13 protein-coding genes are annotated in these 16,379 nt (G+C 42.6%); 3 read left to right on the top strand and 10 right to left on the bottom strand.

What is annotated here, in order from left to right; genetic code table 11:
* Nucleotides 1-24: 24 nt before the first annotated feature.
* From K7X70_RS17080 to K7X70_RS17040, 9 genes are all read right to left on the bottom strand, one after another.
* The gene (locus K7X70_RS17080) at nucleotides 25-1,023 is read right to left on the bottom strand and encodes a fasciclin domain-containing protein (RefSeq protein ID WP_255607344.1); all 999 of its coding nucleotides are present in this window, start codon (nucleotides 1,021-1,023) and stop codon (nucleotides 25-27) included.
* A 2-nt stretch (nucleotides 1,024-1,025) separates the two neighbouring features.
* Nucleotides 1,026-2,354 carry a fasciclin domain-containing protein gene (locus K7X70_RS17075; RefSeq protein WP_222538183.1) on the bottom strand — a complete coding sequence of 443 codons (1,329 nt, stop codon included), beginning with the start codon at nucleotides 2,352-2,354 and terminating at the stop codon, nucleotides 1,026-1,028.
* 6 nt (nucleotides 2,355-2,360) lie between these two features.
* The gene (locus K7X70_RS17070; protein WP_222538182.1) at nucleotides 2,361-3,443 is read right to left on the bottom strand and encodes a fasciclin domain-containing protein; all 1,083 of its coding nucleotides are present in this window, start codon (nucleotides 3,441-3,443) and stop codon (nucleotides 2,361-2,363) included.
* A gap of 13 nt (nucleotides 3,444-3,456) precedes the next feature.
* A complete protein-coding gene (locus tag K7X70_RS17065) occupies nucleotides 3,457-4,677 on the bottom strand; it encodes a hypothetical protein (RefSeq protein ID WP_255607343.1) in 1,221 nt (406 codons plus the stop codon).
* A 68-nt stretch (nucleotides 4,678-4,745) separates the two neighbouring features.
* Nucleotides 4,746-6,485, bottom strand: a complete 1,740-nt coding sequence (locus K7X70_RS17060; protein WP_222538181.1) for a DUF4397 domain-containing protein — start codon at nucleotides 6,483-6,485, stop codon at nucleotides 4,746-4,748.
* Nucleotides 6,485-9,925 carry a TonB-dependent receptor gene (locus tag K7X70_RS17055; protein ID WP_222538180.1) on the bottom strand — a complete coding sequence of 1,147 codons (3,441 nt, stop codon included), beginning with the start codon at nucleotides 9,923-9,925 and terminating at the stop codon, nucleotides 6,485-6,487. The genes K7X70_RS17060 and K7X70_RS17055 overlap by 1 nt, the downstream gene beginning before the upstream one ends.
* 284 nt (nucleotides 9,926-10,209) lie before the next feature.
* Entirely contained in the window at nucleotides 10,210-11,247 is a 1,038-nt protein-coding gene (locus K7X70_RS17050; protein ID WP_222538179.1) for a FecR family protein, read from the bottom strand.
* A 72-nt stretch (nucleotides 11,248-11,319) separates the two neighbouring features.
* Entirely contained in the window at nucleotides 11,320-11,919 is a 600-nt protein-coding gene (locus tag K7X70_RS17045; RefSeq protein WP_222538178.1) for an RNA polymerase sigma factor, read from the bottom strand.
* A gap of 194 nt (nucleotides 11,920-12,113) precedes the next feature.
* Nucleotides 12,114-12,953 carry a hypothetical protein gene (locus tag K7X70_RS17040; RefSeq protein ID WP_222538177.1) on the bottom strand — a complete coding sequence of 280 codons (840 nt, stop codon included), beginning with the start codon at nucleotides 12,951-12,953 and terminating at the stop codon, nucleotides 12,114-12,116.
* Between the two features lie 267 nt (nucleotides 12,954-13,220).
* On the opposite strand from K7X70_RS17040, the gene K7X70_RS17035 reads away from it, so the two are divergent.
* Entirely contained in the window at nucleotides 13,221-13,994 is a 774-nt protein-coding gene (locus K7X70_RS17035; protein ID WP_222538176.1) for a glucose 1-dehydrogenase, read from the top strand.
* A gap of 90 nt (nucleotides 13,995-14,084) precedes the next feature.
* Here the strand turns inward: K7X70_RS17035 and K7X70_RS17030 are convergent, their stop codons facing one another.
* Nucleotides 14,085-14,918, bottom strand: a complete 834-nt coding sequence (locus K7X70_RS17030) for a 3-keto-disaccharide hydrolase (RefSeq protein ID WP_222538175.1) — start codon at nucleotides 14,916-14,918, stop codon at nucleotides 14,085-14,087.
* Between the two features lie 307 nt (nucleotides 14,919-15,225).
* Between K7X70_RS17030 and K7X70_RS17025 the strand changes: the two genes are divergently transcribed.
* Nucleotides 15,226-15,666, top strand: a complete 441-nt coding sequence (locus tag K7X70_RS17025; protein ID WP_222538174.1) for an SRPBCC family protein — start codon at nucleotides 15,226-15,228, stop codon at nucleotides 15,664-15,666.
* 488 nt (nucleotides 15,667-16,154) lie between these two features.
* Nucleotides 16,155-16,346: a cold-shock protein gene (locus K7X70_RS17020; RefSeq protein ID WP_062548246.1), complete on the top strand. Its 192-nt coding sequence runs from the start codon at nucleotides 16,155-16,157 to the stop codon at nucleotides 16,344-16,346.
* Nucleotides 16,347-16,379: the final 33 nt, after the last annotated feature.

Below are 16,379 nucleotides of genomic sequence, written 5' to 3'. Positions count from 1 at the left end.
TAAGTTTAATTGTTTTACGAAGTCTTATTGGGTGATTCGCAAAGCGCCATCAATAATATGTAATACCCCATTTCCAGCAAGGACATCCTGTTTAACCAATTTGATCTGAGTGGTATTTCCGATTCCCTTCAGTGTAATTCCTTTAAAACTACCTGCTGCAGTTTCATCTGGCACCAGGCTCATCGTTACAGAATTGCCGTCCAGCATGGCTTGCAAGCTGATGTTAGCGGGCCCGGTACTCAAGATATAGTCGTAAATAAACCTTCTGTCTTTCAGGATATGGTAATTCACAAAGCGCTTCAAAACAGCCGGATCGGTGTTATTGATTTGTTCGATACTGCCATAACCTATGGCCTGCATTGCGGCATTATCAGGGGCAAAAATCGTGTAAGGACCTGCTTCATTAATAGTGGTTAACACACCAGAAGTTCTTAAAGCCTGGGTAAAAAGCGTGGTATTGGCTTCTGCGGCGATGGCATCGCCCAATAAATCATGCAGATATGGGCTGAGTACACGATTCACCACCTGGATCAACCCATTGGAAGCGGGGATATTCTGCGAAATGACTCTGGAACCATTCAGGGTCAGGATGGTGTCCTGCCCTTTGATCCAGTGTGTGGCATATAACTTACCACCGCGGGAGCGCAGTTCCTGATTAAACAGGAAAGGAAGTTTGTTCAGTTCGTACTTTCCGTCCAGGGTATGGTAATTGGCAATCCTGGAAATGATGGTCGGATTGGCCGTCATGACCCCTATTGCACCTGAATACCCTGCAGCGGAAAATGCCGCGTCTGAAGGGACCAAAGCAGTATAAGGACCTGCACCTTGCTGTAAAGATTTGTCTAATCCGCTGCGTTTTAAGGCTGCACTAAATGCCGAAAGATTAAAGTTGTCGGCAATGACCAGGTTGATTTTATTGTTATCGTATTCGCTATTCTGCTGGTCATCTTTACTGCATGATGTGCCCAATATGGTCATCAGCATCAAAGAAAGTAAGGCGTTCTTTTTATATAAATTTGCCATGTTTAGTTTAATTTAAATCCTTTAGGAAAAATCAGGCGATCAACCACATGGATGGGGCCGTTTAAGGTATTGATGTCCGTTTCTGTAACCGTTGCTGCCGGATAGCTGGAACCTTTTGCCTTCATCTGAACGCTGTTATTTACTGATGAAAATTCGATTGGCATTTTATAGGCAAATTCTGCAGGAGCATTTCCGCCCACATTCACCATGTAATCATTCAGCTCAGCATTGAGCACATTGCCATAAAATATGGTGGTATTTGCAAGGGCTTTATCACCACCAGTCGTTTGCGGCTGGAACATCCTTCCCCAGTCGCGGTGAAAGTTGTACACGGTATCCATTGGAAAGCCACCCACTCCGGTAAACAAGCTCTCATCAAAATGAATTGAGCTCGCACCTCGCTCATTAAATTTCATCACATCGGCCAGCGTTTGAAATCCTGCTTTATGAAAGGCCTCATCTGTGGGTGCAAATAGTGTAGATATTGTGATATTTGGTCCTATATACCCTTGATAAATTGGCGCATTGATACCCCAGCCAACTGTGTACAGCTTCCGACTGGTGATATAAATCAGCACTTCTTCTGGCTCAGGTCTATATCCGAAAAGCGGCTCCATATCATTGATCATTGCTTCGATATAACTTTCATCGGCCAGGCGCTGAGATTCCAGGAATATGGTAAATCTGCCATCTGCTGTTAAAGCTTCTAAAATGGTTTTGGTTGGCTTTTCTATGGCTTTTTCCAGGATATAAAGCCCCCCATCAACTGCCGGAGCATAGTTCAGTTTACCTAAGTTTTTGCCATTAACCAGCAGGGACTCTCCTTTCAACCCTACATAGTTTCTATAGTAATAGAGGTCGTACTGATTTGAGTTTGGATTTTCAAAATAAGGAAGGTAAAGACCTGGTTGCTGCAGCAGGGTTTTCACCACAAAATTGTCAGTTCGCTGTTTCAATTCTCTCTCCGTAACGAATCCAAGGGTAGTGTAAAACATCATTAAGCTATCCAATTTTGCGACGGGCATCTGACCGATAGCATCGGCGGTTAAACCCGCAGCCTGCATCGCTGCATCATTCGGGGCGAAAACGGTATATACCAATTTACTGCTCTTTGCTTTCAGGATCGTTTTGATATTACTTTTTTGCCAGGCGCTGTAGTAAAGTTTTGCCGGAGATGCGGCTAATAGTTCTTCTACAGTTTTTGTGGCTTCAGGTTGAAAAGGAACCTGGCTTCCTGCCGGATCAGGTAAAAATTCGCTTTTGGTACAAGCGGCAAACAGCAGCAGACCTGAGCATAAAATCACTGACCTTAAATTTCTCATATTCATCATGATATCTTATTTTTTTATCGCTTGTTCTGGTGTGACCATTCCATCAGCCAGGTGATGAACAAGCCCATTGCTACATAAATTGTCATTTTTCGCGACGATGTTGCTAGTCGCTGATTTTATCGGATTATCCGCAGGGCCATTGCCTGGACGCAGGGTTAAGCCATAACCGAGCTTAAAAGTGGGGTATAGTTTTCCACCTCCGAAGGTCATGTAATAGCTGCTGTTCTTTAGGAAATAGTTAAATGCACCATTCGAATTGATCCTGGCGAACACCTCCGTATCGGACACAAAAAAGTGTCTGTCGTATAAAAGGTAAACTCCAAAAAGCAGATCTCCCAGGTATTTGCTGGCATCCATTTCATTTAAGGAAGCGGCGGTAATCCCTACATTTTTAAGGGCTTCGTTATTGGGTGCAAAAACAGTGAATTCTGCTGTTCCGGCGAGCTGATCCCATAGGTTGAACTTCTTTAAACCACTTACAAAAACGCTGTAATCCGGATGTCCGGCCAGCCAGGCTTGTACTGTTTTATTGAAATTAGGTTTCATCACGTTATCCAGCACATGCAGGCTGCCATTGGCCAGCACCACATCTTGTCGCGTCACCTCAGATCCAGAAAAATACAGCTCATTTTCTGCACCTCCATTTGGATTTGTGGAGGCTCTGGAAACATAAAGATCCGCATCCGATAAAGTAGCATAACGCACGTCTATTCCATTATTTGGAATATCGCTCACCCTCAATTTACGGGGCATTAAATGGTACCCGATCACCTTTTTTAGGCTATCTAGGTTCATTTTATTAAAATCTGAAGGATTATAAACCCCCATCCTATTGAAGGCTTCATCGGTAGGTGCCAATACGGTAAATGGACCGGTTCCATTAAGCTGATCTGCAAATCCTGTTTTTAAAAGGGCTGCGTAAAACAAGCGCATTTCATAATTGTTCTTCACAAAATCGCCTGCCGGACGGATGTTCTCATTAGGTGCAGCAATCGTTAAATCCTCATGCTTACAGGAAGCCAGCAATAAGATTTGCATTCCTATGGCCAGTATCATCAGCATTTTATTCCTATATTTTCTTTTTTCCATGAAAATCATATTCTTAATAAATTGGCGGTGCATATTTCCTTTGAATGGTGGTTAAATAAACCTTACCATTTACTACTTCAATCGTGTTTACCGTTGCGAATGTGGCTGGATTGTTTTTGCCAGAGTGGATGTTGACCAATACGTTAGGCAGTATTGCCGCATTATCATTGCTCGTCATCCTGATTTTACCATTTTGCAGGCAATTCACAGCAACCCAGTTTCCACCATTATCCGTAGAACCGCTGTAGTATGGATTGGTGGTGATGTCCATCCCCGGAACAAAAAAGTCGAACCTCGGCCAGATGTTTGTCCTGATGCCATTTGATGATTTACTGGCCCAGATCGGGAAGCTGGAATAAGGGTTCACTGCTGGACTTTCGGTATTTAACTTCACATTGGCGAAGTATTTCCCTTTAAATCCTGGTATGGTAGCCCCTTGTGCACTCAGTACATTCTGATCTTCAAACAGTGAAAGGTAAACGTTCATGTCGTCTTTCATTCCCCACTGAAAACTTGCCAGCAGGAAATTGTCTTCTTTAAGTGATTTGTCGGCTTCCCAATATCCTTTCGCACTCATGTTATAGAAATTCACATAAGCCAGTGAGTCAGACAGCGGGAGTTTATGGAAGATCTCCTGACGCAGTAGAATACCAGTTTTTTTAGTCACAAAATCTTTCTGCAGCAGGTGCAGTGTATACACCTCCTGATTGGTTAAATTGATGGTGGTATCGATCAGAATGTCCTTTTTGAGGTGGTTTTCCAATTGGAAAAATGGCACTGTATTTTTAGGTCGGTAAGCGAACATGATGCGCACTTTCCCGGATGGCACCTGTGCCCAGCTACTCAAATCAAAACCGTTTAAAATCGGCCCTACCAATACATTTTCTTTACCAGGATACTCTGGATTGTTCACCGAGGTACTGTTTCCGATATGTGAAGGATATGGCGGTGCATAAGCATCCCGCTGATCTAGAAAATCACCTACAATTTCTGCACTAACGGGCATACCGCTGGCATCGACTACCGGGTTGATGAACATACAGAAAAATGGCACTTTATTGTCTTTGCTGCCCAGGGTTTGCACGTAGTTCAGGTTATTGAACACGCGCAGGTAAGCAGGCTCCTTAATTTTACTGTATTCGACTTTTACACAACCGGAGGTCAATAGCAGGAAGTTACAAGCGACCAGCCAGACGAATGTGTTGTTCATTTGAAATAATCTATTCTTTTTCATCAGATTATATTGTTTTATAGCGTATGAAGCGATCATCAGCGGATTCATTAGGGCTTTTGCTGCTTTCATTATTTGTTATGTTTGACAATGATCATTTTTGCTTTGGTAGCTGGCGTGCCTCCTGTTCCCGATTGCCCGATTAAACTCACCGTGTAAATGCCCGGCTCATGTACAGGCAATGCCCTTCCTGGCCTCAGATACAAGTCTTTATTGGCGATAAAAGCCTCGCTTTTCAGTACTTCTATATCGCTAGCCCAAATACCTGGAACCACGTTAGGTTTAGAGCGGTAAGCCATTACTTCGTAAGCAGTTTGTGCATAACTGCTGCTCAGGTAAGGACGTTCAAAAATTGGCATCCCAGGCTGCAGGTTCACACCAGCATTGGGATTGTCCTCGTTAGTGGAAATAGACTGTCCGTTGTTTAGCGTAAAAGTGAGGTACGGGTTGCCGGTCGACAAGTTTAAAAACCTTTTAAAGAAGAAATAGCGGAACTGATTTCTGGCATAAGTAGCATCTTCCTGTGCAGGGCCACCAGTATAAGTTGCTCCACTCAAATCGTTGGCTACTATTAATAATTTAGGCGTTCCAGCAGCATCTGGAGATAACCAGGCGGTATAATTTTGCGCCGGGCGAAGTACTTGTGAGCCAGATGCAATGACCTTACCTGAGGCATCTACTGCTTCGATGGTATGTGTTCCCTGAATGAAATTGCTATAGGCACCAGCAGCGCCGAAGCCAAGATCTGTTGAAATGGTTTTGCCATCTACTCTGAAGCTTACTTTTTCAGTGTTCAAGGCATTCACGCCTTGTACTCGGAAATAGGTATTGTTAACGGCAGGCGTATTGTCATTCAGGATCTGGAAGGAATTCTGGTACGTATCAGCGGTTTCCGAATTCTCATTAATTAAATAACTAAAACGCTGTGGTGCGATTAAGATCGTGTAAATCCCTCCAGGCTGATAGGTTTGAATCGGCGCATAAACTAAAGCGGTAGAATTGCTGATTGTTCTTGGAATTGTGGAGGTTGGTGGATCCAGGATGGTGAACTGGTTCAATTCAGATCCTAGCGCAGGCATTTGTCGGCCGTCCTGCATCAGTACTTTGAACTGGTAAGTACCATAAGGCAGCTCTATATATTCAGAAGCCACATCAACGGAGTTCATATTGCTGGTCTGCGTATTTACTAAGGTTCCATCTGAATAAGCCAGCGATACACGGCCCGCTAAATCTTCCAGGGCACCACTGCTGTTGAAAGCCGGGTTTTTAATTTTACCGGAAAGGTTGACGATCCTGATTTTAAAATGATCCGGTTTTGAAGGTGCCGAAACCCCTCTTTTCACAGGAACTACATCCGGCTGTCCTTCCATCGCAAAGCTGGGCATCAGGAAATAATCCGTAGGGTTATGGTCATCATTTTTGATTTCGATTTTGATATCAGCACCTAATGTGGCTTGATAAGACCTGGTCATAAAGTCCAGTTTTACCACTTCCTGTGCATTAAAAAGGTCTTGGGGCACATTCCAGATTTTAGTCAGGTAGCCGTTGGCAGGAAAATAGTCCGTTCCTGGTAATTTAGGCGGCGATCCCGGAGTTGGTGCTGGAGTAAGGAAACTGGTCAGACTATCTCCATTGGCAATCACCTGATTATACATGGCAAAATTGATCACCCTGGCGGTAGAATTTGCACGATTTTCCGTTAAAACGCGGTTATCCGTCTCAAAATTCAGCTTATCCTTTTTACAAGCCTGCAATAAGAGCGTTGCGGTCAGGAAAAACAGGGGGAGGAATTTATATTTTAGCTTATTCATTATTTAAGAAGGTTATAGGTAAAGCCCAGCATAATTTCTGCACCACGGGTAAAACTGCGGTTGATGTATTCGTTACCGTACCATTTACCACCAGTTTGCGGGTTTGCGTAAACAGTTTTGATATCCGGATTCAGGATATTTTTGGCGTATCCTTTAAATTTCACGCTTTTGGTGATGCGCTGACTGAACACAAAATCCAATACGGGTACTGGCTGGGTGTACAAATCAGGTTCACCGGTTAGGTTGATCTGTACCAAACGTTCTCCTACCATGTTAAAAGTCATGGTTAAATCAGTCCCCGATTTTGGGTTCTCATAGTTTAACCAAAGGTTGATGGAATAAGGTGCCTGCTCAAAAAGCGGAGAGTTTTTTGGCGTATAACGATCCAGTGAACGAATCGCTTCATAACGTTCCGGTGTTTTCTTGATGTCACTCTGTGCCAGCAATAAGTTAGAACCGAAATAGAAGTTTTTCAAAGGATCATATAAAGAGCCCAGACTTTTCACTACTTCTAACTCCAATCCCCATACTCTACCGATGTTAGGATCGTTCTGAAACTGGATGGTTGGAAATTCCGGATAGGTTGCCGCTAAGCCTGCGGTTTGCAGGCTGAACACCTTTACCAATTGGTTTTCAATACGTTTTCCAAAGGCGGAAACTGCTAGCACCTCTCCTTTTTCCGGGAACCATTCCCATCTGAAATCCAGGTTTTGCGTAGATTGGTTTTTCAGGTTTGGATTACCTACGACCAATCCCATCTGGAAAGCATCGAATTCAAACACGTTGGTGATTTCCCTCAACTCTGGACGGGCTAACGTAGTATTGTAGGCCGTACGGAAATTCATTTTGTCGTTTAAGGCGTAGGTGGCGTTGACTGAGTAATAAGGTTTGAAACCTGTTTTGTACACGGAATTCGGGTTGATTGGATTCAATGGAATCCTTCCGCCACCAGCACCTCCGGCAGTTAATGAAGGGTCTAGAAATACCCCTGCGGTATCCACTTTCGATCCGATATTGGTGGTTTCAAAACGTACACCACCCGCTACACGAAGTTTCTCTGTGATTTTCAGATCTACCATTCCGTAGAGGGCATTGGTTTCAAAATAGCCGGTATAGTTGTTTGGGGATTTCTGGGTGTTGTATAAGAAACCACCAACAGGCAGCATGCCCTCGCCCTGATTGGCTGCAGGTGCCTTTACACCGATGATCTGACTGCTCACCAGTCGGTTCAGGTCGCCTTCCACATCGTACAATGGGATAGATTTATTCGTCGTAAAGTTAGAGCCTGGAAGGAACAGCTGATTCTCTGTGAAAGAACGGTCGCGGAACAAATAGTTGATCCCTGTTTTAAACTGCTGTGTTTGTCCGAATAATTTAAAAGGGATGCTTAAATCTGCTTTATAGTTGTAATTTTTCTCATCCAGGTTACGCCATCTGCGTCCGTTTGGCTCGGCCTGTATGATCCCATAAGGGCCAAATCCATTCACATAACCGGAGGTTAAGGCGTAAAGATGTTTCGTATAGGTTGGGCCTTCAGCGCTGCTTCCGGCACCAATTCCTGGTCTCGTATACCAGCCACCGCCTCTTGGCATATAGTCTACTAAACTTGCGAAACGGAAATCCGGATCGTTTTGTTTAGACCTGGAGCTGGCCACATTATAGCTTAAACGGGGCGACATTTCTGTATCCAGAAATTTATGCTCTCCCTGTAAGTTGAAAGTGTTCAGGTTGCGGAAAGTCTGTTTCAGGGAGTAAGTAGTGGTATATACCTCTCCTGGTAAGCCGGTATATTCATAACGGCCGTATAGGTTTGTTGCCTTACTTTCTCCGCCCCAGCTGCCCAGATACTGCATACTGATTTCGTTTCTGCTGTTGAAACGATAGGTTAAACCTGCCAGCGTACCGTAATTGAGCGTTTCCACACCAGTATTTTCTTTATAGGTCTGGTATTTACCCATGTACAGACTGTTTGGCGTGATGTAGTTTGGAATATTTCGTGGGCTGTACACATCCGGATTACCGGTTACTACCCCCTGATAAATACTGTATTGGGTTAGATCTCCCCCTGAAATATCGGTAATGCGGCGGTAGTAATTCCCCCCCAGGATCAAGCCTATTTTATGTTTTTTAAACACCTCATAACTGTTGCCATAAGTTGCCGAATACAACTGGTTTAAAGGTGCTTTTTTGTATTGAGTAGTCATTACCGGATCAAATGACTGCATGATTTTATTGATGCGGTTGACCTCCTGGTAAGCGGTTGGGCTATAATTGCTATTGGCAATCATGCTTTGAATAGCACCTAATCCATCAGGATATTGCCTGGCCAGGTTTTTAAAATCATTGCTGAGGTTCTTGTCTTTGATCTTTCCACCAAAAGTCCCCATATCACTGTTCCAGAAGCTATTGTATTGTCCATTTAAACCAACATTTGAATTCAGTCCGCTTTGGGCGATGATTTCAAAAGTCTCCTTTTCAGGGACAGATTTGGTTTTCAGTTCCACGATACCCGCTGCTGCGTCTGCAGGTTTATCTGGAGTGACTGTTTTATAAATGGTAATGTTGTCCAATAAGGAAGCGGGAACTAAATCTAAAGGAATGGTACTGCGGTCTGGATCTGAAGAAGCCAGGCGAACACCATTCAGCTGTCCGATGACACTTCTATCTCCTAAACCACGGATGGCTACATATTTATCATCGGTTACCGTTACCCCTGATACGCGCTGTAAAGCCTGCGTAGTAGTGATACTTCCGGTACGTTCTATCAATTGAGAAGAAATCGCGTCCTGGATCACGGAAGATTTCTTTCTTTCGTCCAATACGGCAACTTCTGTATTCGCTTTTCTTCTGGCCTGCACAGTGACCTCGTTTAGGGCATTAGAGGAAGCAGTCATGGCGATATTCAGGTTCACACTATTCTTATCCACTTTAACGGTCCTGCTATTGTACCCCATGTAACTGAATACCAGGGTCACTTCTGCTTCGCTAATGGTAAGGCTAAAATTACCGTCTACATCTGTGGAGGTCCCGCGCTGCTGGCCTTTGATCTGAATAGATACGCCTGGTAAACTTTCTTTGTTTGCCGCGTCAGTTACCCTGCCGGTGATCCGCTGCTGAACCGGGATGGCTTCAATCACTACATAATGCTCCACCACTTTATACCTTAAACCGGAATTGGAAAGCACATTTTTAATGGCTTCCGCAACGGTCATGTCATTTGTGGTCAGGTTTACTTTTTTGGTACTGATGTCCAGCACCTTCTGTGGAAGCAGAAACTTTACGCCAGTCTTGGCTTCTATATGTAGCAGGCTTTCTTTTACCCCAACTCCTTCCAGTTTCAGATCCACCTTTCGGTTCAGATCCTGGCCAGTTACGGTGTTGGCATACAGCATACCTACCATGGTCAGCTTAGTAAACAACAGGACAAATGAACATCTCATCAGCAAATAAATTATTCTTAAAAATCTGGAACCACCGGGTTCCTCCAAAAGTGAAGGATTAGCTATTGATCCTTTTTGCATATATTTGAATGTTATACGTGTTAAAATGCCCTTTGGGCGAATAATAGGTGTATGAGCCGGTTTTCCGGCTGCCATTTCAACCTGCCTAGGTGTCGTCGAAAACATGGAAGGCAGGAAGAATTTTAATGAAGCGTTCCCTTTAGCCTGCCAGGGCCATTGGGAACGTTTTTTTTGAGTAACTAATCCGTCATAACCGCCTTTCCTTATTTAATAATGATGTTTTTACCTTGTATCTGATATTTGAAATGTGCGCCGGCGCTTAAAACCCGCAGGGTTTCATTTAAAGGGATGTTGTCCTGAAGGGTGACCGTCAGCACTGCTGCTGATTTTTGCGGAGATTTGAATGTAAAGCGAACATCGTAGGAACGCTCCAGCTGTTCCGCGATTTCCTGAATGGTCTGGTCTTTGAAAACCAGTCTTGAATTTCTCCATCCTTGAATATCTGCAACGGCAATTTCGCTGGAAACCGCCCGACCATTTAAGGTTTTTAAACTCAATTGCTGTCCTGGGATCAAGATGGCGAGCTCCTCTCTTTGGCCTTCATTTACACGATCTACTCTTACTTTTCCAGTAGCCACCTGCACTTGAAAGGGTTTTCCTGTGATGGCGTTTACTTTAAAGGAAGTTCCCAATACCTGGGTGCGAATGTTTGCTGTCTGGATGATGAATGGCTGTGCAGGATTCTTTGCCACTTCGAAAAATGCTTCTCCTTTTAAGGATACGCTTCTGATCGAATCTTTAAATTGCTCAGGATATTCCAGAGTGCTGCCCGCTCCCATGTAAACGATGGTTCCATCGGTTAAGGTGATCTTTGCGCGCTGCCCCTTTACCGTAGTAAAAGTTTTCATGGACAGTTGAATCGCTGCTTTAGGAAGTTCTTTTTCCTGGGAGCTGTTTAAGGTATAGATACCTATTCCTAAAATGACCGTGCTCAATACCGCAGCATATTTTAGAAAGTTGTTCCTGCGGAAAAAGCCTTTAATGATTTTTGGGCTATGGGCTGATGATCCGGCTTTACGCTGTTCAAATTTCGACTGCCATCTGATGAGCTGTTCATCAAGTTGAACAGGCGCATTCGTGGCGCGCTCCCATTCTGTGGCTGATTCCTCAGCGATCAGTTCCTGTAAAATCGCCTCAGTACCTGGTCTGCCTAAATACCCGCGTACAATTTCCAGCTCGCTGGGTGTACAAGTATCCTTCAGGTATTTTTTTAGTAGTTCTTTATCTATGGGGTGTTGCATATCCTATCTCCTTCAATAGGTATAGCGCAGAAAATTAATGGTAGGGTGAATGGGTTTGAAAAAATAATTGAATTATTTTATGAACCAGCAGAAAAGCGCAATTACAGAGCTGACATCCAGGTATTCATGTAAACTTTTACGCAGGTGATTCAAAGAATAGCTCATGTGACTTTTCACTGTGTTTGCAGAAAGGTTCAATTGATTTGCGATCTGCGGGTAGGTCAGCTCTTCCTCCCTGCTCATTTCATAGACTTTGCGACGCTGTGGACTCAGCTCATTCAGTTTTTCCTGGAAGCAGGCTTCAATTTCTGTATAGATCTGGTTGTGATCCGCATGTCTGGAATCCGGCATGGTTTCTTCATGATACTCTTCCAGTGGCTGAGTGGCTAAAGTCTTTTTGCGGAAGAAGCTGATCACGCTGTTGCGTATCGCCCTAAATAAATAAGCTTTCAGGTTTCCGTCGGGACAAAAGTCGAGGTTTCTTTTTTCCCATACCCATAGCATCAGGTCCATTGTCAATTCTTCGGCCACTTCCGGATCACGCACATATTTTAAAGAGAGCGCGTAGAGTGGTTTGAAATATCGCTGAAAGAGGAGATCAAATGCTTTATCATTTCCATTGCGACAAGATTTCAACAACTGATGGTCTGATAATTCACTTAATTCTTTCATAATCTTCCTGAATCTAACGGTGGCAAACCTAGCAGGAAGAAATAAGCTTATAGTTAATGTGGGGTTATGTGATTGTTAAGGGGTAAAAAAAAAGCAGCCATTCCAGGAACCTAAGGTCAAGCAGTCTAGCCAAAATCAGTAACCAGGTCTTCCAGATTAGTAGTTTTTGGCTTTTAGTGACTCTTTCTTCTAAATTATTCTTTGCTTTTGATCAGCATCATTTGATACAAATCCACCATCACTATTTTATAAGGCTGACTAAGTTCCGCCTGCTTTGGCATCACAAACTTGATGACATCTGGCTTTGTGAATGACCAGTTAATATTGGTGTGGAGGGTATCACTTGGTTTATTTGGCCCTTCATAAGTATGGTTGTAATGTTGTATCTGCTGTAATTGCCCAGAATGATCGCCGTTAAACCGGACCTCAATAAACCGTTTAATTACACCATCCTTCAGGTTTTTGCGATTAGAATGGTAATAATTATCAGTTAAAGCCTCATAATTATTATAAAATGCACGACAGTTCTCCGTTTTGCACCAATCCTCAAATTTGGGGCTCAGCATATATATGGTATCCGCATTTTTAGTATAGCTTAAATTCCAGGTATTGTTGGCCAGCATACTATTGATGTCGAATTGCTGATTGGTTTTCTTTAGAAAAATCGTATCTATTTGGTACTTCGCTCCTTTCGCCTGTCCGCCGCCACGTGGGTTAAACCACGAAATGGCGTCACTTTCAAAGCCTGCTTTCGTAATTGGTTCCATCACATTTAGCGGAGGTGCTTCCATAATCATCATTTCTGAAAGCAAAAACTTGTTATATCTTCTTTCTGTGAGGTGAAATATTCCGTTTTTATCTGTTCGTGTTTCCCCAACCTGGCAATCTGCTACTGGTTTTTTATCGTAATCTACGATTACACCTGATATGGCCGGTCTGGACAACCTGGAAACGCAGGAAGAAAATGAGACCATCAAAAAGAGGGACAGCACGATCTTTAGTGTATTCAATTCGGTTCTTTTGCAAATTTTCATGTATGCTCAGGTTTTACAGGCTAGGCTTTATATTTTATAATCAAACGGATGTATTCATTTTATGATCAACCTGATTTATTCAGCGAGCTTCCAATATCTTAATTTTAAAATAGAATACCTGCATTAAAACGCCATCCCCATATAAAATTGACAGTTCTTCTAATGACGCTGCTGTTAAACCAAACATTTACCAGATCCTGTTGTTGTTTTTATGTCTAAATCAGGTCAAAAACTGGATTTCGGCCTTTTAAATTAAATATATAGGATATGCTGATAAACGAACTTTTTAACCTGCAAGGGAAAGTTGCCATTGTAACCGGAGGTGGTAATGGGATTGGAAAGGCTTGCTGTGAGACGCTTGCGGAAGCTGGCGCTGCTATTGCTGTTGCCGATTTGAAATTAAAAGATGCAGAAGCAGTAGCTGCAGAAATCATTGCCAAAGGTGGCAAAGCCATTGCGATTGAATGTAATGTGACCAATGATGATGACCTGGTTCGGCTTGTGGAACGTGCTGATCAGGAATTGGGTGGTGTTCATATTTTGGTCAATAATGCGGGCGGAGGTGGTGCTGGTCGCGAAAACCCATTTAAAATCACGGTAGATGACTTTGCCCGCGTATTCAAATTGAATGTTTTCAGTGCCTGGCGACTTTGTCAGCTATGCGTCCCTTTAATGAAAAAAGATGGTTACGGAAGCATTATCAATATCACATCGATGAGCAGCATCAATAAAAGTCCGAATATCAGTGCTTATGCCTCTTCTAAAGCCGCCATAAACCACATGACCAGCAACCTGGCCATGGATTTCGGGCCGGAAGTTCGCATCAATGCTGTTGGCCCCGGAGCGACCAAAACTGCAGCCTTAGCGACTGTACTGACACCAGAAATTGAAGAAAGAATGCTGGCAAATACGCCAATTAAGAGATTAGGGGAGCCATCAGATATTTCTGGAGCGGTATTGTATTTTGCGGCTCCTATTTCGGAATGGGTAAGCGGACAAACCCTATTTGTGAATGGCGGTGGGGTTCAAACCCTTGATTAAGGGTTCATCTTGATTAAATCTCAGCCCATCAGGACATGAAAAAAGGCCTCATTTATAGTTTTTTAAGCTATCCATGAGGCCTGTTTCTTGTTAATCGTTTAACACTTTGGCAATCATTTTATCCAACTTTGCTTTATCTTTTGCATAAGGTGCCAGGTTAAAAAGCTTTACTGTTTTAAACTCTATAGGATGACTTTCGCTCTGCAGAGAAATATAACCACCAGTCAGCGGTTTACCATCCTGCTTCATTTTCGGATCGTAGTTAGCAACATTACCCCCACCAATTTGCGGTTTAGTATATTCCAATACTACTTCTTTATCAATAATGTGTTTGATCACTGAATCTCCTAAAACCAGAAAATCAGCAGTTACCCATTGATCGCCATGATAAGTTTTCGATTTAGAATCCAGGCAATGCGGGGTAAATAGTTTCCCTTCATATACGATTTGTGTACCCGGCGTACATACATTACTGGTATGACGTACATGTTCGCCATCGCCACCTAAAATTTGTCCTTCTACAGATATTGGGAAATCCTGGTTTTTAAGCATTGTTTCCGGCGCCTGACAATGCAGCATCGCTCCGCTATTTCTTATCGCCCATCCTTCTCCTCCTTTAGCCTGATCGCCAACAAAACGATAAGTCACTCTTAGCAGGTAGTAGGAAAAAGGTTTTTTGTAAAAAATATGTCCATATTGCTGATCAAAATTCTCGTATCCGTCGTAGTTTACTTTGATCAGACCACCTTCTACACGAAAAGTATTCGCATAATTGTCGTTATAGTCATGCTTGGAGATTTTAATGTTCCAGTCTTTAAGGTCTTTCCCGTTAAAAAGATTGGTCCAGCCTTTTTGGGCAGAAGCCTGGCTTACGAATAACAAGCTAAGCGCTGCAAAAAGGGATAAGTTAATTTTTAGTTTCATTATTTCATTTTATGGTTCGTTTTAAAAATAGGGATTAAAATCAGATCAGCCAATAATTATCCTGCTAATGCGTTAAAAAATCAATCTTTATTAGAAGAAGGGCTTGATTCTGAGAAAGAAAAACGGCGTTCAACAGGGTGCCTATTCCTACCTGCTCAGATTGACTACCAATTGTTCATATAATGATTAACTTTAACACTGAAGCCAGGAAGGATTAGAAAATTTCTAATGGCATTTAAAACATTCTGGCGTTAATAAAAGTTATACGAAAAAAACAGCTCAACAAAACTAAATAAAAATGGAAACCATGAATGATCAACTCCCTGCTCATGCTACAGTAAGCCGCCATTTTTCGGTATCTGCGGAAGATGTATTTGATGCCTGGTTAAATACTGCAATGATTGGAAGGTTTATGTTTGGTCCCGACGTCAGGGATGAAAAGGTTATCAGTCTTAAATCCGATCCTAAGGTTGGAGGGTCCTTTTCCTATATTGTGAAACGGGAAGAGGATGAGGTTGACCATATCGGTGAATACATAGCGATCAACAGGCCACTGCACCTGTCTTTTACCTGGGCAGTACGCTCGAATTCGCCCGATCACTCTGAGATCGTGATTGATATCATACCGAATGCGACTGGTGCTGAACTTACCTTAACTCAAAAAATGCCGGCGAATTGGGCTCATTTCGTAGAAAGTGCAAAGGATTCCTGGACAAAGATGCTGGATGCATTGGACAAAATCCTTTAGACATCAGCGTTTTATAACAAAAACAGGGAATTTCCTGAGGAAATTCCCTGTTTTTTATTTGATTTTCTCGGCTATTCCCACATTGTAGCAAAAGGCTTAGGCTCATAAACCGGATAATCTTCAGCGGATGGATATTCAAGAAATATAGACATAATGTTAGATTTTATATTTAAAACGACTGAGCGGAGAAATAGTTTTAAATACCCTCGAAATCTAATTTCGGGACATTATCTGAAAGATCGAGCGGCAATTCCGGCTTTACAAAAACACATTAGTCAAAAAAACCAGGAGTATCGAAGCCTACTGAATCTCCAAAAACCACGCTAAAACCTCATTAAGAGGGGAAAAAGAACTATTGTAAAATATTTTATCAAAAAAACTTAGATTTCTTTTAAACAATCCCTATTTTACACTTGTTATTCACTATCGTTGAGCAACTACTTAATTGGAAGCGATAACACTTATAATTAATAACTAAATAAAATACAATGCCAGAAGGAACAGTAAAATTTTTTAATGAGTCAAAGGGATTTGGCTTTATCGTACCTGAAAACGGAGATGCAGAGATCTTTGTACATGTAACAGGATTAGCAGGCCCAGTAAGGGAGAACGACAAAGTTACTTATGAAGTTGAAAACGGCAAAAAAGGCCTGAATGCAACGAATGTTAAAGCCATCTAATTGATCGATGATTTAATCAAAGCATCTCCAAAA

The sequence above is a fragment of the Pedobacter polysacchareus genome (assembly GCF_019802255.1).
Classification (GTDB): Bacteria; Bacteroidota; Bacteroidia; order Sphingobacteriales; family Sphingobacteriaceae; genus Pedobacter; species Pedobacter polysacchareus.
The sequence above is the reverse complement of the archived record's forward strand: the minus strand, read 5'-3'. Positions and strand labels throughout refer to the sequence as shown.